This window comes from Lysobacter sp. A286 (assembly GCF_054052105.1).
This window is the reverse complement of sequence record NZ_JBSVRJ010000001.1, coordinates 2,064,391-2,083,662: the sequence shown is the minus strand read 5'-3', so window position 1 is coordinate 2,083,662 and position 19,272 is coordinate 2,064,391. Positions and strand designations below refer to the sequence as shown.

The 19,272-nt window shown below is 66.4% G+C and carries 22 protein-coding genes; 4 read left to right on the top strand and 18 right to left on the bottom strand.

The genetic code is table 11. The features are described 5' to 3' along the window. Positions 1-51 precede the first annotated feature (51 nt). From ACW7G0_RS09665 to ACW7G0_RS09580, 18 genes are all read right to left on the bottom strand, one after another. Positions 52-681 (bottom strand): response regulator, encoded by a 630-nt coding sequence (locus tag ACW7G0_RS09665; RefSeq protein WP_456989508.1) that lies wholly within the window; start codon positions 679-681, stop codon positions 52-54. 112 nt (positions 682-793) lie between these two features. Next, positions 794-1,366, bottom strand: a complete 573-nt coding sequence (locus tag ACW7G0_RS09660; RefSeq protein ID WP_456989320.1) for a PilZ domain-containing protein — start codon at positions 1,364-1,366, stop codon at positions 794-796. Further along, on the bottom strand, positions 1,363-1,647 hold the full coding sequence (locus tag ACW7G0_RS09655) for a hypothetical protein (protein ID WP_456989319.1): 285 nt from the start codon (positions 1,645-1,647) through the stop codon (positions 1,363-1,365). The genes ACW7G0_RS09660 and ACW7G0_RS09655 overlap by 4 nt, the downstream gene beginning before the upstream one ends. Continuing rightward, positions 1,644-2,078: a flagellar export chaperone FliS gene (fliS, locus tag ACW7G0_RS09650; RefSeq protein WP_456960815.1), complete on the bottom strand. Its 435-nt coding sequence runs from the start codon at positions 2,076-2,078 to the stop codon at positions 1,644-1,646. The genes ACW7G0_RS09655 and fliS overlap by 4 nt, the downstream gene beginning before the upstream one ends. A 23-nt stretch (positions 2,079-2,101) precedes the next feature. Beyond that, entirely contained in the window at positions 2,102-3,445 is a 1,344-nt protein-coding gene (fliD, locus tag ACW7G0_RS09645; protein WP_456989318.1) for a flagellar filament capping protein FliD, read from the bottom strand. 269 nt (positions 3,446-3,714) lie between these two features. Further along, complete coding sequence (locus ACW7G0_RS09640) at positions 3,715-4,884, bottom strand: flagellin (RefSeq protein WP_456989317.1); 1,170 nt, start codon at positions 4,882-4,884, stop codon at positions 3,715-3,717. Between the two features lie 132 nt (positions 4,885-5,016). Next, complete coding sequence (gene flgL / locus ACW7G0_RS09635; protein WP_456989316.1) at positions 5,017-6,213, bottom strand: flagellar hook-associated protein FlgL; 1,197 nt, start codon at positions 6,211-6,213, stop codon at positions 5,017-5,019. A gap of 42 nt (positions 6,214-6,255) precedes the next feature. Further along, on the bottom strand, positions 6,256-8,139 hold the full coding sequence (gene flgK, locus ACW7G0_RS09630; protein ID WP_456989315.1) for a flagellar hook-associated protein FlgK: 1,884 nt from the start codon (positions 8,137-8,139) through the stop codon (positions 6,256-6,258). A 2-nt stretch (positions 8,140-8,141) separates the two neighbouring features. Next, a complete protein-coding gene (gene flgJ, locus ACW7G0_RS09625; RefSeq protein WP_456989314.1) occupies positions 8,142-9,221 on the bottom strand; it encodes a flagellar assembly peptidoglycan hydrolase FlgJ in 1,080 nt (359 codons plus the stop codon). Between the two features lie 10 nt (positions 9,222-9,231). Beyond that, the gene (locus tag ACW7G0_RS09620) at positions 9,232-10,338 is read right to left on the bottom strand and encodes a flagellar basal body P-ring protein FlgI (RefSeq protein WP_456960821.1); all 1,107 of its coding nucleotides are present in this window, start codon (positions 10,336-10,338) and stop codon (positions 9,232-9,234) included. A gap of 11 nt (positions 10,339-10,349) precedes the next feature. Further along, positions 10,350-11,114, bottom strand: a complete 765-nt coding sequence (locus ACW7G0_RS09615) for a flagellar basal body L-ring protein FlgH (protein WP_456989313.1) — start codon at positions 11,112-11,114, stop codon at positions 10,350-10,352. A gap of 5 nt (positions 11,115-11,119) precedes the next feature. Beyond that, the gene (gene flgG / locus ACW7G0_RS09610) at positions 11,120-11,905 is read right to left on the bottom strand and encodes a flagellar basal-body rod protein FlgG (protein WP_456960823.1); all 786 of its coding nucleotides are present in this window, start codon (positions 11,903-11,905) and stop codon (positions 11,120-11,122) included. Positions 11,906-11,941: 36 nt separating this feature from the next. Further along, entirely contained in the window at positions 11,942-12,688 is a 747-nt protein-coding gene (locus ACW7G0_RS09605; RefSeq protein ID WP_456989507.1) for a flagellar basal body rod protein FlgF, read from the bottom strand. A 37-nt stretch (positions 12,689-12,725) separates the two neighbouring features. After that, a complete protein-coding gene (flgE, locus tag ACW7G0_RS09600) occupies positions 12,726-13,946 on the bottom strand; it encodes a flagellar hook protein FlgE (RefSeq protein WP_456989312.1) in 1,221 nt (406 codons plus the stop codon). Positions 13,947-13,982: 36 nt separating this feature from the next. Next, a complete protein-coding gene (locus ACW7G0_RS09595; protein WP_456989311.1) occupies positions 13,983-14,651 on the bottom strand; it encodes a flagellar hook assembly protein FlgD in 669 nt (222 codons plus the stop codon). A gap of 25 nt (positions 14,652-14,676) precedes the next feature. After that, positions 14,677-15,084, bottom strand: a complete 408-nt coding sequence (gene flgC / locus ACW7G0_RS09590; RefSeq protein WP_456960826.1) for a flagellar basal body rod protein FlgC — start codon at positions 15,082-15,084, stop codon at positions 14,677-14,679. An 11-nt stretch (positions 15,085-15,095) separates the two neighbouring features. Then, positions 15,096-15,455 (bottom strand): flagellar basal body rod protein FlgB, encoded by a 360-nt coding sequence (gene flgB / locus ACW7G0_RS09585; RefSeq protein WP_456989310.1) that lies wholly within the window; start codon positions 15,453-15,455, stop codon positions 15,096-15,098. 69 nt (positions 15,456-15,524) lie between these two features. After that, positions 15,525-16,496, bottom strand: a complete 972-nt coding sequence (locus ACW7G0_RS09580) for a chemotaxis protein CheV (RefSeq protein WP_456989309.1) — start codon at positions 16,494-16,496, stop codon at positions 15,525-15,527. A 76-nt stretch (positions 16,497-16,572) separates the two neighbouring features. Here ACW7G0_RS09580 and flgA point away from each other — a divergent pair, with 76 nt between their 5' ends. From flgA to ACW7G0_RS09560, 4 genes are all read left to right on the top strand, one after another. Beyond that, positions 16,573-17,253: a flagellar basal body P-ring formation chaperone FlgA gene (gene flgA / locus ACW7G0_RS09575; RefSeq protein ID WP_456989308.1), complete on the top strand. Its 681-nt coding sequence runs from the start codon at positions 16,573-16,575 to the stop codon at positions 17,251-17,253. 76 nt (positions 17,254-17,329) lie between these two features. Then, positions 17,330-17,644 carry a flagellar biosynthesis anti-sigma factor FlgM gene (gene flgM / locus ACW7G0_RS09570; RefSeq protein WP_456960830.1) on the top strand — a complete coding sequence of 105 codons (315 nt, stop codon included), beginning with the start codon at positions 17,330-17,332 and terminating at the stop codon, positions 17,642-17,644. An 11-nt stretch (positions 17,645-17,655) separates the two neighbouring features. After that, complete coding sequence (locus ACW7G0_RS09565) at positions 17,656-17,997, top strand: flagellar protein FlgN (RefSeq protein WP_456962913.1); 342 nt, start codon at positions 17,656-17,658, stop codon at positions 17,995-17,997. Further along, entirely contained in the window at positions 17,994-19,268 is a 1,275-nt protein-coding gene (locus ACW7G0_RS09560; protein ID WP_456989307.1) for an ATP-binding protein, read from the top strand. Before ACW7G0_RS09565 ends, ACW7G0_RS09560 begins: the two co-directional genes overlap by 4 nt. The last annotated feature ends 4 nt before the right edge of the window (positions 19,269-19,272 follow it).

The window sequence follows — 19,272 nt, the reverse complement described above, 5'->3', positions numbered from 1 at the left end:
ATTATCCGGAATTCATGTAAGGGTTTTCCGGACCTGGTGCCGGCTTTGCGGCTACAAACCGCCCGCGTGCAATCCCAGGGCGATGCGCAGCAACTCGGTGGCGTTGGGACAGCCCAGGGTTTCCATCATCCGCGCACGGTGGGTTTCAACGGTCTTGACGCTGATGTTCAGGTCGCCGGCGATCTGCTTGCTGCTGCGGCCGGCACCTAGCGCGGCCAGGATCTCGCGCTGGCGCGGGGGCAACGCATCCACACCCGTCATCGCTCTGGAGCGCCCTCCGCGCAACTGGGGCGCGGAGACCTGCGGGCTCAGGTAAGTGCGCCCGGCGGCCGCGGCGCGCAGGGCGATGTCCAGTTCGGCGGGTGCGGCCTCCTTGACGACGAAACCGGACGCCCCTCGCGCCAGCGCCTCGCGGACATGGGAGGCATCGTCGTGCATCGACATGATGACCACTGCGGTGTCGGGACAGACCTGGCGCAGCTCATCCAGGGCCTGGAACCCATTGCGGCCGGGCATTGACAGGTCAAGCAGCACCACGTCGGGGAGGGTTCTGCGTGCTTGTATCACCACCTCGTCAGCGCTGGCGGCTTCGGCGACCACCTCCATCGCATCGAAGGATTCCAGCAACCGGCGCAAGCCGGCCCGGACCAGGGTGTGGTCATCGCAAATCAGTACGCGCAGCAAGTGAACCTCTCGCGGGACGTGCTCCAACGGGACGTGGAGACGTGTTCACTTTAGCCCAACTGTCCCGTTTCCATTGCCGCTTGCGGGGAAGGTCCGTGCGGCAAGGGGTTCAGCGGGGCCGGCGCGATTCGGCGATCGCTCGACGGTGGACCCGGAACAAGTGCCGTTCCAGGGCCGAGGCGAGCGTTGCCGGCAATGCCTGGAAGCGCAGCCATAGCTGACGGCCCGTGCCATCAGCGACGCTGGCCAGTACGGTCGCGGGCAGCTCCAGGGCCTGTGGCAACCAGTCGCAAGGCAGTACCCGGAATACGCCCACGGTGCCGGGCGCCACGTCGGCGGCGGAGTTCCCCACGGCCAGGCACACACCCAGTGCCGACCAGCGGACAGACTGCGGGTGGTCCTGGGTATCGCGATTGCCCACCAACGTGGCAACCAGCGCCGTCAGCAGGTCGAGCTTGGCTTCAATGCGCTGCATGCCCAGTTCCTGGGTGCCGCGCTCGTCCGTGTCGTCGGTGCGACTGTCCTCCACCAAGGCGATCGCGCGTAGCAGCGCCTCGGCGCGAGCGCATGCGACGCGCTGGGCGCTCTCGTCCAGCGCCCCGGGCACGAACGCGACCGGACGAACCTCCTGGCAGGTAAGCGAGTCACCGAAAACCGCGGCGCGGGCCTCGTCGGCATTCATGGCAGGCTCTGGGCCCGGTAGGCCTGTGCGCTGCGACGGTTGCCTTGCAGCCGCTGCAACGCCTCCATCGTGTCGCTGCGTGCGCCTTGCAGTTGTTCCAGCAACGAGCGCTGTGTCGATAGCAGTGCCTGCCATCCGTCCTGGTCGTCTGCGCTGGCCGGGGATTTGCCCAATGCGGTGCGCACGTCCAGCTCGTGTTGGGTGATCAAGGCGATTGCGTCGTCGAGCCGTCCGCTGTCCAGCGCGAGACGGATGGCGTCGCTGGGCAGCACCGGCGTCATGGCCCCAGCCTTGCTTGATCAGGCGACGGGCCCGCGGCGCCCGGTTGCCCCGGTGCGATGGCGGACCACGCGGTCTCGATCTCGCCCAACAAGTCTTCGATCTCGATCAGCGGCGCGCTGTCGTTGCCGATGTTCGCGTCCAGCAGCCGGCGTTGGGCGTAGTCATACAACTGTTGCAGGCCATCGGCGATCTCGCCGCCGGCTTTCATGTCCAGTGCACCATTCAGCCCGCCGATGATCGCGCTTGCCTCGCTGATTGCCTTGGCCTTGCGCGGCAGGTCGCCGCGCTCCAGGCAGGCAATGGCGAGGCGGGCGCGGGCGCGGGCGCCGGCCAGCATCAACGCGACCAACTGGTGCGGACTGGCCTCCAGCACGGCGCTGTTGACGTTGGTCTGACGGTACTGGTTGGCGTAACTGCGGGCGCTATGCATGGCGGGCTCGGGGTCCAGGAAAGTTAGTTGCCGGCAGGGCTTGGCAGGTTCTGCAGCTGCTGGGTGAGGAAGGAGCTGGTGCTTTGCAACTTCGAGATCATCACGTCCAGCGCGGTGAACTGGCGCAGGTACCGGGCTTCCACGCCTTCGATCCGGCGGTCGAAGTTTTCCCGGTCTGTCGCCAGCGATTCCAGGCGTGAGTTGAGGGCATCGGTGCGGCCCTTGATCAAGCCGTCGTCGCCGACCCAGGACTTCAACGAACCGGCCATGGTTTTCTGCAACCCGCCGTCGCCACCAAACAGGCGTGACACCGCTTCGGGGTCGGCGGCCACGGCGGCGTCGAACTTGGCGCCATCCATGCTCAAGGAGCCGTCCACTTCGGTCTTGAAGCCGAGCGCGGCCAACTGGGAGTAGTTGGCGCTGATGGTATTGCGCAGGCTGGAGGTGATGGAACGCGGCGCGGAATCTCCGCTTAGCGGTGCGCCGCTGCTGGCTTCTCCGCCGGCCGCGCTTTGTGTGCCCAATGCGGACAGGGCCGTGTTGTAGGCACTGATAAAGCCAAGCAACTTGGCTTTCAACGGGCTGGCATCGGCGCTCAGGTCCAGCGAGAACGTCTCCCCCGGCTGGGCCTTGGTCAGATCCAGGGTGATGCCGTCGATCGCGCCGTCGAGCCGGTTGCTGCTGCTGGTGTGGGTGAGCCCGTCGATGACCACGCGTGTATCGTTGCCCGGGTCGGTGACCGTCATGCTGCCACTGGTGGTGTCCAGCGCCGCCAGACCGCCGTCACCACCGGTGGCAGTGACTTGCAAACGGCCTTCGGTGCCGGTCTCGGTGGAGGCCAGCACCAACACGTCGCCGGCATCGCTGTGAATCAGCGTTGCGGTGACACCCTTGCCGCCGGCCTGGGCGTTGATGGCGTCGCGGATATCGGCCAGCGAGCCCTTGCCCTCCTCGATGGTGACCTCGATGGGTTCACCGTCGCCCATCGTGATCGACAGGTTGCCGTGGCCCAACTGGGTGTCCTTGGCCAGGGCGGCGGACTGTAATTTATGCGTGGTGGCCAGGCTTTCCACGGCGATCTGGTAACTGCCTAGGGCCGCCTTTTCGTTGGCGGTGGCGGAAAAGCCGGCGTCGCTGCCAACGGTGACCTTGCGGCCCAGTGAGGCGCCAATCCCGTCCAGTTTTGCCAGCGTGTCCTGGAGCCCGGACAAGCCGCTGCTGACCTTGCCGAAGGCGGAGATCTGCGCCTTGGTGGTGCTCTCGATCCGGTCGAAGCGGCGGTCGCCCGGGGCGCGCTCGGCCGCTACCAGCTGGGGTACCAGATCGGTGAGGCCGGATGCAAACCCTGGGCTGGAAATGGAAGCCACGCGTGTCTCCTTTGAGTGATGGCTGATGGGCCCGGGTAACCGACCCCGACAACAGACCCCGACAGCAGGCCCGTCAACCAAGCAAGAACCGTTCCGATGGATTGGCGGCGGCTTACGCCCGCCGGTCCTGCTCTCAAGGTATCGGCCAGCGCCGGCAAACCTTTAGCAATACCGTGAGCCACATCACTTTCCCCGTCCCGAAAATCAGCGCACAAAAAAAACCGGTCAGGGCAAAGCCACTGACCGGTCGGGTTCCCAGGGGAGGGAGATTAACGCAGCAGGCTGAGCACGTTCTGCGGCACCTGGTTGGCCTGGGCCAGCATCGCGGTACCGGCCTGGGCCAGGATCTGGGTGCGGCTCAGGTTGGCGGTTTCCTTGGCGTAGTCGGCGTCCACGATCCGGCTGCGGGCCGCGGACAGGTTCTCCGAGCTGGTCTGCAGGTTGGTCACCACCGAGGTGAAGCGGTTCTGGATCGCACCCAGGTCGGCGCGGGAGGAGTTGACAGCATTGAGTGCGGCGTCCATGGCCAGGATCATGTTGTCAGCTGCGTCGGCGCTCAGGACGTTCTGTGCCTGGAAGCCGTTGGTGGTGGCGCCGACTATCTCGGTGGCGGCGGTGTCGGCGACGGTCAAGCCGGTTGCGGTGAGTGTTGCCCCTGCATTGGCGGTGTTGCCGGCGATTTTGATGCCATCTTCGCTGGTGGAGGTAAGCGTCAACACGCCGGCGGCATTGGTGACCGACACGCCAGTCTCGGCGGTCTTGGCATTGATGGCTGCCATCAGGTTGGCACCCTGTGTAGTCGCATCCGTACCCGCATCGACAGCGCCGATGTCCACGCCATTGATGGTCAGGTCGCCAGCGGCCAGGGCACCGGCGGCGGCCGCACCGCCGGTGACCGTCGAGGTATAGGTGCTCGGCGCAGTCCAGGTGCCGAGCTCGTCGATGTTGGCATTGGCCATGCCGCTCACGGTAATGGTCTGGCCCTGGTTGGCGCCGATCTGGAACACGGCATCGCCAAAGCTGCCATCAAGCAACTTCTTGCCGTTGAAGTCGGTATGTTCGGCGACGCGCTGGATCTCGGACTTCAGCTGGCTGACCTCGGCGTTCAGTGCAGCGCGATCGGAGTCGGAGTTGGTGGCGTTGCGCGACTGCACGGCCAGCTCACGGATGCGCTGCAGGTTGTTGCCGATCTCGCCCAGCGCGCCTTCTGCGGTCTGCGCCAGCGAGATGCCGTCGTTGGCGTTGCGGGCGGCCTGGTCCATGCCGCGGATCTGGGTGGTGAAGCGCTCGGAGATGGCCAGGCCGGCGGCGTCGTCCTTGGCGCTGTTGATGCGCAGGCCCGAGGACAGGCGCTGGATGGTGGTGCCCAGGTCGGCGCTGTTGGCAGCGAGGTTGCGCTGGGCATTGAGCGACATGACGTTGGTATTGATGACAGACATGGTGTGGTTCTCCTGGAAGGGATGCCGGTGATTGGACCGGTAGCTCGCAGGGGCGTCGCTGTAATCAGGACTTGTCCGCTGCTGAGAAAGGTAACGGCACCGGTTATGGAAGCTTTAGCAAAAACTTGCCAATCAACCCAGTTTGTTGAACAGCGACAGGCCCTGGATCCGCAGGGTCACCGTCTGTGCGGCCTCCAGTGCGGTGAGCTGCATTGCAAATTCGGAGGCAGCCTCGGCGTAGTTGACATCGCGCAAGCCGGACAAGGTGGCCTCCAGTGACAACTTGGTGGCACTGCGGCTTTCCTCGGCCGCATCCAGTGCCGACAAGCGGTTACCGGTACTGGCGCGCGCGGCAATCATGTGCTCCTGGGCGCGGCTCAGGTCGCCCAGCCCGGCAGTGAGCGCGTTGGTCCGGCGGGCCATATCGGCCGCGGAGTCGCCCGGTGCGTCGAGTGCATCGGCCAGTGACTGCAGCGTGCCGAAGATGTCGTTCTGCGGGGCGCGCCCGACACCGAAGCTGTCGCCCGCGGCAGGTGCACCATTGATCTTCAACTGCACGCCACCGGCATTGATGGTCTCGCCTTGCTTCCATGTGCCGGTGGCGATTTCGGCGCCGCCGGCATCGAGCACCCGGTATTGATCGGCGGCAGTGAACTCCACGGTGATGTCGCCGCCGCTCCATGCGCCGTGGTCGGTGACACTGGCCGATTGCAACACGCCGCTACCGGTGTTGGCCGCCTCAGCACGGCCGCGCACGATGCCGTCACCGGTGGGCACCCGCAGGAACAGGTCGCTGCCGGGGTCGGCATCGCGCAAGCCAAGGCCGGGGGCAACGTCAAGGTCGTTCTGGCCGTCGTTGCCGGCGTAGGTGACGGTGCCGCCGTTGTCGGTAAACGGCACCACGCCGTCGCGGGTGCCGGCAAACAGGGCGCGGCCGGAGCCGTCGGTGGTGTTGCCGATGGAGATCATCTCCGCGCGCAGGTGGCGCAGCTCGATGGCGATGGTCTTGCGGTCGTCGGCCGACAGCGTCGGGGTGTTGGCTTGCACGATCAGGTCGCGGGCACGGCCCAGGCGGTCATTGGCGCTGGTCAGGGCGTGCTCTTGCAGGTTCAGGCGGCGGTCGAGGTGGCCGGCGCTGGTCTTGTAGCTGTCCAGCGCGGCCAACGCATGGTCCAGGCCTTGTGCGGTGGCGGCCGCGGCAGGCGCCTCGCCGGCCCGCGAATAGAGCACCCCGGTGGTCATCTGCTCGTGGGTGCGAACCATTTCGGACTGCCGCTGCAGCATGCTCTGCAGCCCTTGCGCGTACATCCCGGCGGTGGAAATTCTCATGGGAGTGGTCTCATCGGTTCGGGTCGGTCAGCGCGGCGGCGATCAGCGACGGACGGCGCTGAGCAGGGACTGGAACAGGGTGTCGGCGGTGGCGATGATCTGCGCGGCGGCCTGGTAGGCCTGCTGGTAGCGAAGCAGGTTGGTGGCCTCCTCGTCCAGGTTGACGCCGGAAAGCGATTCGCGCTCGGCCGTGACCTGGCCGTGGATCGCCGCTTGCGCCTCCAGGTTGAGCTCGGCGTGGCGTGCATCGCCGCCGACCTTGCCGGTCAACTGCGCCAGCCCGGCGGTAAGGTCCAGGGTTCCGCCATTGAGGATGTCCTGCTCATCCATCCCGGCCAGTTGGCGTGCGTTGCTGTTGTCGGACGAGCGTGGCGGGGTTGGCGACAGGCTGAACTGGTCGCCCGCGGCGGGCGTGCCATCCAGCTCCAGCGACCAGCCGTCGCCGTTGATCGGGGTGCCGGGGCTGTATGGGAACGGACCCGCGCCATCGATGGTGTACTGGCCGGCATCGATGAATTCGATGCTGGCACCGGCGAAACCTGCGAAGGCGGCGGTATCGGTGATTTTGCTGGAACCGGTCCTGGCGGTTCCCAGGTTGCCGCTGTCGGCACTGACTTCCATTGGTGCAGCGGCGGCGATGGAATTGGGGTCGGTCAGCGCCATTTTCAGCCCGCCGGCAACCCCTGCGGTGGGGCGCAGGGAGAACCGGTCGCCATTGGCGGGGGTACCGGCGAGGACCAGCTCGATGCCGTCCATCCGCAGCGGGTCGGCGGCGGTGCCACTGCCGGTGATCGCAACTGGCTCGCCGGTATCGCTGCGGGTCGCAGTCCAGTCGCCGGCGTCGAAACGCAGCACCAGGTCGTTGCCCTTCAGCGCGCCCAGGTCGCCAATGCTGGCGCTGAGCACGGCATCGCCGGCATTGCCGGCATGGCGGTCGATGCGCGGCGCCGGCAGGGTAAAGAAGTCACTGCCAGGATTGCCGTGGTAGTCCACGCCGGCTCGTTGGGTGGCGTTGAAACTTTCGGCGAACGCGGTCGCCAGCCGGCCCAGTTCGGCGCGCGCGGGGTCGAGCACGCGGCTGCGGAACTCCAGCAGGCCGCCGACCTCACCCGACACGGTGGTCGCCGAGAGCGGGATCGAGCCGCCGCCGGCGGTTTCCAGTGACAACTGCACCCGGTCGGCGCGGTAAGGGTCGGCAACGGTCCCCAGGCTCATGGCGCGGCTGCCCAGCACCATTGGCTGGCCGCCGGTGGTGAACACGTTGACCGAGCCGTCGTCCTGGGCGACGGTCTCCGCGCCCACCAGGTTGGCCAGCTGGTCGATCCGGACCGCGCGCTGGTCGAGCATGTCGGGAACGACATTGCTGCCGGCGGCGGCGATATCACGATTGAGGATCGCGATTTCGCCGGCCAGCTGATTGGCGGTGGCGACCTGGGCCTTGATGCGTTGGTCGACCTGGCCTTCCTGGGTCGCCATCTGGGTGTCCAGGTTGCCCCAGCGCGTGGCGAGCTGGTTGCCAGCGGCGAGCAATGCGTTGCGTGCCGTACCCGAAGTGGGTTCGGCGGTCACGCCCTCGGCGGCGGCAAAGAACGCCGACCATGGGGCCGCCAGACTGCTGGCCGAGTCCGAGACCAGCATGTCCAGCCGGGTCGACATCGACGACAGCTGGCCAAGCCGGCCGATCTCGGCGCTGCTGTCGATCTGGCGGCCGAATACCAGGCCATCGGCCAATCGCTGCAGTCCGGCGACGTCCACCCCGGCACCGATGTAGCCGGCCGTGGTGCTTTGCCCGGGGCGTGCTTCCAGATCCACACGCTGGCGGCTATAGCCCGGCGTGGACGCGTTGGCGACGTTGTGGCCAACGGTGTTCAGTGCACGCTGGAACGCGAGCAGGGCCGAGCTTCCGGTGGATAGCAGTCCGCTCATGGTCAGCCTCGGGTAGTGGTGTCAGGTAGCGCGGCGAAGGCGCGGCCGTGGGTGTCATCCAGGGCTTCCAGCGCGCGCCGGAGGGTCGGTCCGTTGGCAATCGCGGAGATCTTGGCGGCGTAGGCCGGATCGGTGGCGTAGCCGGCCTTTTGCAATGCGTTGGCAAAACGGGAGGTGTCTTCGCCGGCGGCAAGTGCGCCGGCATAGCGGTCGTTATGCATCAGCCGTCGGTAATCGGCGAAGCTTTCGTGCACCGATCCATAGGCGCGGAACTGGGCGCGGGTCTCGACGCGACGGCCATTGACGAACTCATGGGTGCCTGAGTCAACACGCTTGCCGTCCCAGTGGCCGCTGGCCTTGATGCCAAACAGATTGTGCGAACCATCGCCGCCAACCAGACGCCGGCCCCAGCCGGTTTCCAGCGCGGCCTGGGCGACCAGCGCCTTGGCCGACACTCCCAGCTCGCGCGCGGTCTCCACCGCGTGTGGCCAGATCGACTGTACGAAGGCTTCCGGGCTGCTGCAGTCAAGCTGGGCGTTGGGGTCGCAAGGGCCGTCGACATGGCCGGGGGCGCCGACCCCGTTCGATATGGCCGCTGGCTCCGGCGCAGGCGGCGGCGACAACGGCGCCAGCGCCGGCAACGAAACGCCGCCATGGCTGGGCGCCAGCGACAAGCCGGTCATTATCGTTGCTCCCGGCAGTGGCATTGGCAGCGGCAGGTTCTTCATCAACGCCATCGGCGCGTGGGTGGCGGGACGGCCGCTGGACAAGGGGCCAATGGTCATTGGCATCGCCTCGCTCGCGGCCGGGGTCATGGGCAGGCTGCGTGACAGCTGGCGCTCGATCATCGGTGCCAGACCCAGACCGCGGCCCTTGCTCATTTCCTTGGCCAGTTGCTGGTCGTACATGTCGCGGTACATGGTGTTGTCGCCCAGCATCGAGTCACCAAAGCTGGTGCTGCGCATCGACTTGAGCATCATCTGGGCAAACTGCGACTCCAGTTCGCGCGCAGCGGTTTGCAACCGTTCGCGCGAGGCGTCGGCAGGTTGCAGTGGCAGGGCGGTGGCGGAAGGCAGGCGCATGGCGTGGTCGCTAGATCACCTCGAGCTCGGCGCGCAATGCACCCACGCGCTTGAGGGCTTCCAGGATGGCGACGATGTCGCCCGGGGCGGCGCCTACCGCGTTCACTGCACGCACGATGGCCTGCAGTGAGCTGCCACCTTCAAACAGGAACATGCGGTTACCGCTCTCGCTGATCTCGATCGAGGATTCGGGCATCACGGCGGTGACGCCATCGCTGAACGGGCCGGGTTGGCTGATCTGCGCGCTTTCCACGATCGACACCGTCAGTGAGCCGTGCGAGACCGCTGCCGGCAGCACGGTGACATGGCCACCCATGACCACGGTGCCGGTGCGGGCATTGACGATCACTTTGGCCGCCGCCGCGCCGGGGCTGACGTCCAGTGCTTCGAGCTGGGCCAGGAAGCCGATGCGGTTATCGGACGGCGGCGTGATCTCGATGGTGACGCCGTCCACCGCGTGGGCGCGACCGGGGCCGAATGCCTGGTTGATCGCAGCGACCAGGCGCGAGGCGGTGGTGAAGTCGAATTCGTGCAGATTGAGGGTGATGTTGCCAGTGGGCGCCGCACCGCCGGGGACGGCACGCTCGACAATGGCGCCGTTGGGAATGCTCCCGCCATTGGGTGCGTTGACCGAAATCCGCGACCCGTCACGGCCGGAGGCGCCAAAGCCGCTGACCACCACGTTGCCCTGGGCAATCGCATAGACCTGCCCGTCGGCGCCCTTCAGTGGCGCCATCAGCAGGCTGCCACCGCGCAGTGAACCCGCGTTGCCGATCGAGGACACGCTGACGTCGATCGATTGGCCGGGCTTGGCATAGGGCGGCAGCTCGGCATGGATCGCGACAGCCGCGACGTTTTTCAGCTGCGGGTTGACGCCATCGGGCAGGGTGACGCCCAGCTGCTCCAGCATCGTCTTCAGGCTTTGCACGGTGAACTGGGTCTGGCTGGTGCGGTCACCGCTGCCATCCAGGCCCACGACCAGGCCGTAGCCGATCAGCGCGTTGCCGCGCACGCCGGCCACCTGGGCGAGATCCTTGACCCGCTCGGCGCAGGCCGGGCCGGCGGCAAACAAGGCCAGCAGGACAAAGGTTGCGATGGACTTGATGGTTGGACGCATGCTGGTGGTCCTCAATACGGGAAGGCGGCGGAGTTGAAGAACCGGCCAAGCCAGCCCATCGCATTGGAACGCGCCAGCGTGCCGCGACCGCCATAGACGATCTGGGCATTGCCGACGCGGTCGGAAGTGATGCGGTTGTCAGGCCCGATATCGGCCGTGCGCACGATTCCTTGAACCTGGACCAGTTCATCACCCTGGTTCAGGCGCATCTGCTTCTGGCCACTGACCAGCAGGTTGCCGTTACCCAGTTCGCGGACCACAGTCACGGTGACTTCACCGTCCAGGCGGTTGCTCTGGGTGGAGTCGCCGGCGCCATTGAAGTCACGCCCGGCCTCGACTTCGGCCTGCAGGATCGACTGCCCGTTGTAGGTCACCGGCACCCCGGCAAGCACCGGTGCGCCCAGGCTGAAGCCCGAGTCCTTGGTCACAGCGGTCTTCGCGCGCGAGGTGGACGAGGTGCGTTCGATCAGCACGATGGTCAACAGGTCGCCTACATTGCGCGCCTTGTTGTCCTGGAACAGTCGCAGGCCGCTGTTGTTGGTACCGGCATAGATGGAGCCGGTGCTGGTCTGGCCCGTGGGTGCGACTGGCGATGCGCCGGTGGGCGTGGCGTAGGGCGCCATGGCGGCGGCGTCGAGGCTGGCCACCGGGACCATTGGCGCGAACGGACGCACATCGCCTACCAGGCTGGCACAGCCGGACAACGCGAGCATCGCGGTGCACGCGAGTGCCCAGCCGCGGACGCGAACGCCGGATGCCGGAGCGAAGTCGGTCATGACAGTCACAGGTTCTGGTTGAGGAAGCCGAGCATCTGGTCGACGGTCGAGATGGCCTTGGCGTTGGTCTCGTACGCGCGCTGGGTCTCGATCATCGACACCAGTTCTTCGACCGTGTTGACGTTGCTGCCTTCCAGCGCCCCCTGCTGCAGCAAGCCCGCGCCGTTCTCGCCCGGGGCGCCGACCTGGGCCGGGCCGCTGGCGCCGGTTTCCACGTACAGGTTGCCGCCCTTGGCCTGCAGCCCGGCGGGGTTGATGAAGTCGGCGACCGACAACGCGCCGATCTGGACCCCTTCGGCCTGGCCGGCGAGCTGGACGGTGACCGTGCCGTCGCCGGCAATGGTCACGGCCTGCGCGCCTTCGGGGAGCTGCAAGCCGGGCTGCACCGGGTAGCCGGCGTTGGTCACCAGCTCGCCTTGCGAGTTGATCTGGAAGCTGCCGTCGCGGGTGTAGGCCGGGTTGCCATCGGGCATCAGCACCTCGAAGAACCCGCGACCGTTGATGGCCACGTCCAGGGCATTGCCGGTCTGGGCCAGGTTGCCCTGGGTGAACTGTTTGGCGGTGGCGGCAACCCGCACGCCGGTGCCGGTGGACAGGCCACTGGGCAGTTGGGTCTGCTCGGACGATGCACCGCCGGGCTGACGCACGGTCTGGTAGAGCAGGTCCTCGAAGCTGGCGCGGTCGCGCTTGAAGCCGGTGGTATTGGTATTGGCGAGGTTGTTGGAGATCACCGCCATGCGCGTCTGCTGCGCGTCGAGGCCGGTCTTGGCGATCCAAAGTGCCTGGGTCATGGGGAATACTCCGAAGAATTCTGGTGGGTCGGTGGATCAGCGCGAGGACAACAACGAGTTGCTCGCCTGTGCGTTCTCGTCAACGCTCTGCAAGACCCGTACCTGCATCTCGAACTGGCGTGACAGCTGGATCATCGAGACCAGCATCGCGGTGGGGTCGACGTTGCTCTGCTCCAGTGCACCGGCGGTCAGTACCTCACCGGCGGCCGGAGCCAGTGGCGCGGCGCCGGCGGGCAGGCGCATCAGCCCATCCTCACCACGTTCCAGCTGATCGGTACGTGCGGCGGCCACTTGCAACCGGCCGGCTTCGGCGACGGTGTTCGCTGGCTGGCCGAGCGGGACGATCGAGATGGTGCCGTCGCTGCCGATGTGCAGCGACTCGTGGGGCGGAATCGCCACCGGCGCGCCCCGCTGGTCAAGCACCGTCAACCCGGTCGCGGTGGTAAGCAGCCCGTTGCGGCTCAGCTTGAGGTCGCCGGCACGGGTATAGGCGACATCGCCATTGGGTGCCTGCACGGCCAGCCAACGGTCCTGGTCCAGCGCGACATCCAGCACGTTGCCGGTGATGTTGATCGCCCCCGGTGAGGCGCTGACACCCAGGGTGCTGAATGCCGCCGCGACACGCGAGCCATGGCCGTCGCCACCCACCGGGCTGGCCACGGTGCCGGCCAGGGTGGCCTGGAAACCGATGGTGTCGGTGTTGGCGAGGTTGTGCGAGACCGACGCTTGTGCCCGCAAGGTGGCGCTTGCGCCGGTCATCGCCACATAGGCGGCCTTGTCGATCATCGTGTTTGCCTCGCTGGTGGCAGACGGCCGCGCATCAGCGGATGTTGATCACGGTCTGGGTGATCTGATCCTGGGTGGAAATCATCTGCGCGTTGGCCTGGAAGTTGCGCTGGGCAGTGATCATGTTGACCAGCTGCGCGGTCAGGTCGACGTTGGAGGCTTCCAGTGCGCCGCCCTGGACCAGGCCGAGCTCGGAGGAGCCTGCGCTGCCAAGACGTGCGTCGCCGGACTCGGCGGTCTCGGCCCATCCGTTGTTGCCCAGCGATTGCAGGCCCTGTGGGTTGGCGAAATTGGTCAGGGCGACCTGGCCCAGGGGGGTGGACACGCCATTGGTGTAACGGGCGTTGACCACGCCTTCGGCGGAGACCTCGATGCCGGTCAGGCGGCCGGTGGCGTACCCGTCCTGGGCCAGCGAAGACACGCCGAACTTGCTGCCGTACTGGGTGGAGCCGCCAAGGTCCAGCGTGAGCGCCATCGGCGCGGCGCCATTGCCGGGGTCGAAAGCGGGCATCGGGAAGGTGCCGGGACTGGGCGACTGCAAGGCGCCGGTGTCGGAGTATTGCAAGGTGGTCGGCGCGCCGGTGGTGGTGCCATCGATCGAGGTGTAGACCTGCCACTGGTTGGCGTTGGCGGTTTTTACGAAGTGCAACGACTGGGTGTGGGCCGCGCCCAGCGAGTCGTAAACCGTCAGCGAGGTAGTGTGGTTGTAGGTGGTCGGGTCGTTGGCGTCAAAGGGGGTGATCGCGGGCACCTTGGCGTCGGCCGGCAGGTTGGTGCCGATATCGACCTTGCCGGTGGCCTGGGGAGGTGCGTCGCCCACGGCCAGCTGCAGATCGCCCATGCGGCCGGTATCAAAGCCGGTGCCGCTGGCATTGGGCAGGAATACCTGCAAGCGGTTGCCACTGGGATTGACCACGTAGCCTTCACTGTCGGCCCCGAAGTTGCCGGCGCGCGAATAGACGTTCGCGCCGTTGTCGGACAGGGTGAAGAAGCCCTCGCCGCTGATTGCCAGGTCCAGCGCCTTGCCGCTGAACTCGATGTTGCCCTGGTCGAATTGTTGCGCGACCTGGGCCAGCTTCACCCCGGATCCGATCGCGTTGCGCGACAAGCCGTAGCCCGAGACCGGGAATACGTCGGCAAACTCCGCGCGGGACTGCTTGAAGCCGCTGGTGTTGGCGTTGGCGATGTTGTTCGAGGTGACGTTGAGGTCGGACGTGGCCGCGTTCATGCCACTGAGCGAGATGCGAAAACTCATGCTGTGTGCTCCTGGAAAATCGGGGTTGGGCGGCGGTCAGCCGATGCGACGGATCGACGACAGCGGATGACTGCCGAGGCCGGAAAGATTGAGAACGAGCCCGGTCGGCTCGATGGACACGCTGTCCACGTGCGCGGCCAGGCGCAGGTCGAGGGCCTCCGCTTCCTTGCCCCCGCCACTGCTGGCGCGGATGGAGTAGGTGCCGGCGGCAATCGGGTCGCCGCTGTCATTGCGGCCGTCCCATTCCCACGCCACGTTGCCGGCCGCGCCGGCCTCGACGGTGGTCTTGCGCACGATCGCGCCGGCGCTGTCGACGATCTCGATCTGGATCGTGCCGGGAGCCATGGCAACCAACTCGCCACGTGCGCCAGCGCCTGCCGCAAGCTCAACCGTATCGGCTTCCACCAGCGCTTCGCGGCCGACCAGACTGGCTGCGCGCAGCGTCTGGTCGGACTCCATCACGCTGGCCATCGAGCCCATGGCGCTCTGCATGTCCTCGATGCCCTGCACGGTGGAGAACTGCGCCAGCTGGCCAAGGAACTGGTTGTTGTCCAGCGGCTTGAGCGGGTCCTGGTTCTTCAGTTGCTCGGTCATCAGGCGCAGGAAATCGGCCTGTCCCAATGTCGTGTCGCGGGCGGTCTGTTGGTTGCCCACCCCGAGGGCTCCGTAGGGATTGTCGTTGTTGGTCGCGGGGATGCTGGTCATGGGTTCATCTCGTCGGTCGGGTGGGCTACTTGCCCATGTTCAAGGTCGCCATGGCCAGTTCCTTGGCGGTATTGAAAACCTCCACGTTGGCCTGGTAGCTGCGCGAGGCGGAAATCATGTCGACCATCTGTGCGACCGGGTCGATATCGGGTGCATAGACATAGCCGTCCGCGTCGGCCAGCGGATGGCCGGGTTCGTAGCGACGCAACGGGGCGGCGTCGGACTGGGTCACGTCGTCGACCTGCACCCCGGCAAGCCCCGGTTGGCCGGCCACCGGGGTGGCGGAAAACACCGGGTGCAAGGGGCGGTAGACCGCATCCGGGTTGCCGGCTACCGAGTCCGCATTGGCCAGGTTGCTGGCCACGGTGCTCAGCCGCACCGATTGGGCGTTCATCGCCGAGCCGGCGACGTCGAAGATCGGAAGGTTGCTCATCCTGGTTCTCCTTATTGCCCGGTGATCGCGGTCAACATCCCGCGTACCTTCGACTCCACGAACGACATCGAGGCCCGGTACTCCAGTGAGGCCTGGGCGAAGCTCGCCTTGGCGCGCTCGGCGTCCACGGTGTTGCCGTCCATGCTGGGCTGGGAGGAGGTCGGGGCGTAACGCGCGGCCTGGGCGGCGTTGCCAATCGGGTCGCCAAAGCCGGCGCCCGGTTGCAGCGCGGCGCGCAAGGCGCTGCCGAAGTCCATGTCCTGGGCCTGGAAGCCGGGGGTGTCGGCGTTGGCGATGTTGGATGCGAGCAGTTGCAGGCGTTGCTCGCGCAAGGCCAGTGCGGTGCCATGGATACCAAGGAAATCGGACATTGCGCCCTCCGGGGTGCGGATTCCCCCCGGATCAAGCAAGCGGCGTGCCACAGCCGCTGCAGCTGGGCGTCAGCAGGCCTTCTGGAGTGCGTTCATCCGGGCGGCAATGCGTTGCGCCAGCTCATGCTCGGAGTACTTGGGGACGAAGTCGTCCGCCCCCACGCGCTCCACCATGGCGTGGTTGAACACGCCCGACAGCGAGGTGTGCAGCAGTACATACAGCCCCCGCAGCATCGGGTCGCGTCGGATTTCCGTCGTCAGCGTGTAACCATCCATTGCCGGCATCTCGATATCGGAGATCACCATGGCGTAGCGGTGCTGGGGCGGCAGGCCGCTTTCTGCCAGTTGCTGCAGGTGCTCCAGGGCCTGGCGACCATCCGAGAGCAGGGTCGAGGGCAGGCCCAACTGCTCCAGCACCGCGCGGATCTGGTTGCGGGCCACGCGCGAGTCGTCCACAACCAGCACCTCCTGCGGTGATCCTGCAGTGGGCTGCAATGCGACGATGCCGCTGGCGTCGCTGGCCCGGGGCGACGACTCGGCCAACACGCTCTCCACGTCGATCAGCTGGATCAGCTCGCCATGGTGGCGGGTCACGCCGGTCAGGTAATTGCCTTCTCCGCCCAGGTCGGGTGGCGGCTGGATATCCTCGACGGCGACGTTGACGATCCGGTCCACGCCAGCCACCAGGAAGCCCTGCACGCTCCGGTTGAACTCGGTGACCACCAGGTAGGCCGGCGGCGGCGCGCCGCCGGTGTCATAGCCGATCGCCCGCGCCAGATCGAGCACCGGAACGGTGCGGCCGCGGATATCGGCCGCGCCGTTGAACGCTGCCGGCAGTTGCGGCAGGGTGAACAACGGCGGACGGGGGATGACCTCCTGGACCTTGAATACGTTGACGCCAAAAAGCTGACGCTGGCCCAGCCGGAACAACAGCAATGCCAGTCGGTTGTGACCGGCCAGGCGGGTACGTTGATCGATTCGGTCCAGCAGTTGGTGGCTCATGGGTAGGTTGTCGGCTTTGCCCGGCAGTTCTTGAGTCATCGCCCGCCACCCCGCGAGATTGCCCGCGGCATGCAAATTGCTTGTGCAATGGCTGACCTCCTGCGTGAGATGCATTTTGCTTCCGTCCCGTTCTCGACCCTGGTGTCGTTGCCTGTCGCTATCAACACTGCTGGTTGCTGCGTTTGCGCTGCCGTCCGGCGCCCAGGCAACCCGGCCGGCCGACATCCGCGAGGCCGCGTTGGCGGCACTGGGCGTTGCCGGGACCGGCTCGGAAGCCATGGTCGATCCGGCATTGCAACTGGCAACCTGTACTACGCCACTGAAGGCCGTGCCAACCGGGCCGCATACGGTCCAGGTCCGCTGCGACGATGCGCCCGGCTGGCGCCTTTACGTGCCGGTGCGGGTTCGCCGGGAGGCCGATGTCGTGGTGCTGGCCAAGGCAGTCCCTGCCGGGCAGTTGATTACCGCCGCCGACGTGGTGGTACGTCGGCGGGACATGGCCGGCGCTGGCGGCAAGGGCTTTCGTGAACCGGGTGCGGTCATCGGTCTGACCGCGGTCCAGGGGCTGGTGCCGGGTGCGGCATTGACCGATGCTGACCTGGCCGATGGCCCGCTACTCAAGCGTGGTGATCCGGTCATGCTGGTCTCGCGCATCGGCGGGGTGGAAGTACGGATGGCCGGTCGTGCGCTGGGCCGCGCAGAGCCGGGGGCCACGGTCGCGGTTGAGAACCTGGCGTCGCGGCGCATCATCCGTGGCCGCCTGGTCGGCGATGGCGTGGTTGAAGTGATGCGCTGAAATTGTTGACGCCATTGGCTAAAGTTCCTTCCGGGCCGGTCGTTACCGGGGTCGACGAGCAATCAGGAGTTAAGTGATGTCCAACCAGATCAATGGCGCCCCACCGCCCGCCGCCCGCGCTGCCGAGTTGGCCGCCCCCAGCCAGGCCCGCGTCCGTGCCGGTGGAGACCGTTCCGAACCCGTGGCGGCGACACCGGCGACGGACCGCATGCTTTTAACCGGTGAGGCGGCGGGCCTGCAGGTCCTGGAGCGCTCCCTGGCCGCGCCGGCAGGTATCGACGTGGCCCGTGTGAACGAGGTTCGCGCGGCGCTGGCGGATGGCAGCTATCAGGTCGATCCGCAGCAGGTCGCGTCGCGCATGCTGGCGTTCGAGGACGCATTGCTGAAATGACCATCACGGCGATGCAGCCATCGGTAACAGCGTCGCTGGACGCGTTGGAGCAGGCGCTGCAAGCCGAGCGTCAGGCATTGTTGACCCATGACGTCGATGCGTTGCTCGGATCGACCCAGGCCAAGCTGGTTGCGTTGAGGGAAGTGGAGAAGCGTCCATTGAGTGACGACTTCTCCGGGCGCGTGATTGCGCTCAGTGAATTGAACCGTGCCAACAACGTGTTGCTCACGCGTCGTCGCCGTGAAGTGACCTGGGCGCTACGGCACCTTGGCCGCATGGAATCGGCGGGCGTGTACGATACCGATGGACAAGCCAGCGCACGTCCACAGGTGCGCGCTCTCGGAGTGGGATGAACGACGCGACCAGCACAGACGAACGTCCCCCATGGAGTGAGGACCTGTTGACGCTGGTCTCGTTGACGGACACCGCGATCATCCTGTTCAACCCGGCTGGTCAAGCGGAGCGGTCCAATGCCGCCGCCAACGTGTTGGGACAGCGATTGCTGGCCAGCACGACAAACGCCGGGAGCAATGCGATATCGGTCCTGCCCGGGCACATTCCCGAGGACGCCTGGGACATCGCCTGTCGCGACGGCCGGTGGAGTGGTGAGGTGGTGATCGAGGCGCCAGCGATGGTGCTGGAGATCCGGCTGTTCGCCGAACCCGGCGGTCGGGGCCAGCGGTTTGCGACCTTCTGGGACGTCACCGTCCGCTCGGCACGCGAAGCAGAGTTGCAACAACGCCACGATGAACTGGAAAGCACCTATCGACGGCTGGCCGGGACCCAGGAACAGCTGCTGCAGTCCGAGAAGATGGCGTCGATCGGCCAGCTCGCCGCAGGCGTCGCCCACGAGATTAACAATCCGGTGGGCTACATCCACTCCAACCTGGGCACCTTGCAAGAGTATGTCGGCGCGTTGCTCGCGTTGCTGGAGGCTTACGACACGGCGTTGGATGAAAGCGCCCCCGGAGCCAGTCGGAAGCAGCTGCAGGCGATGCGAGAGCGTCTGGATATCGACTTCATCATCGGCGACGTCCCGAAGCTGCTGGAGGAGTCCCGCGAAGGGATCGAACGGGTCACCAAGATCGTCCAGGACCTGAAGGATTTCTCCCGGGTGGGTCCCGATGAACCGATGCAGGCCGCCGACATCGAGAAGGGCCTGGAATCCACGCTCAACATCGTCTGGAACGACCTCAAGTACAAGGTGCGGATCGAGAAGTACTACAGTCCGCTGCCACCGGTGGAGTGCCATGTCTCGGAGATCAACCAGGTATTGATGAACCTGCTGATCAATGCCGGCCAGGCCATCCATGAGCGCGGCGTGATCGTGATGGCCACCGGCGCGGACGATGGAGAGGTATGGATCAGCATCAGCGATAGTGGCTGTGGCATACCCGATGAAGTACTGCAGCGGGTCTTTGACCCGTTCTACACCACCAAGCCGATTGGGCGCGGTACCGGCCTGGGCCTGGCGGTCTGCTACTCCATCGTGGCCAAGCACCACGGCCGCATCGAGGTATCCAGCCGGCTGGGTGTGGGCAGCACGTTCCGGGTGGTGTTGCCGATCACGCAGCCCACCGGGTTGGCGACACTGCCGGGGGCTGCGACTTCCACGCCACAGTAATTGC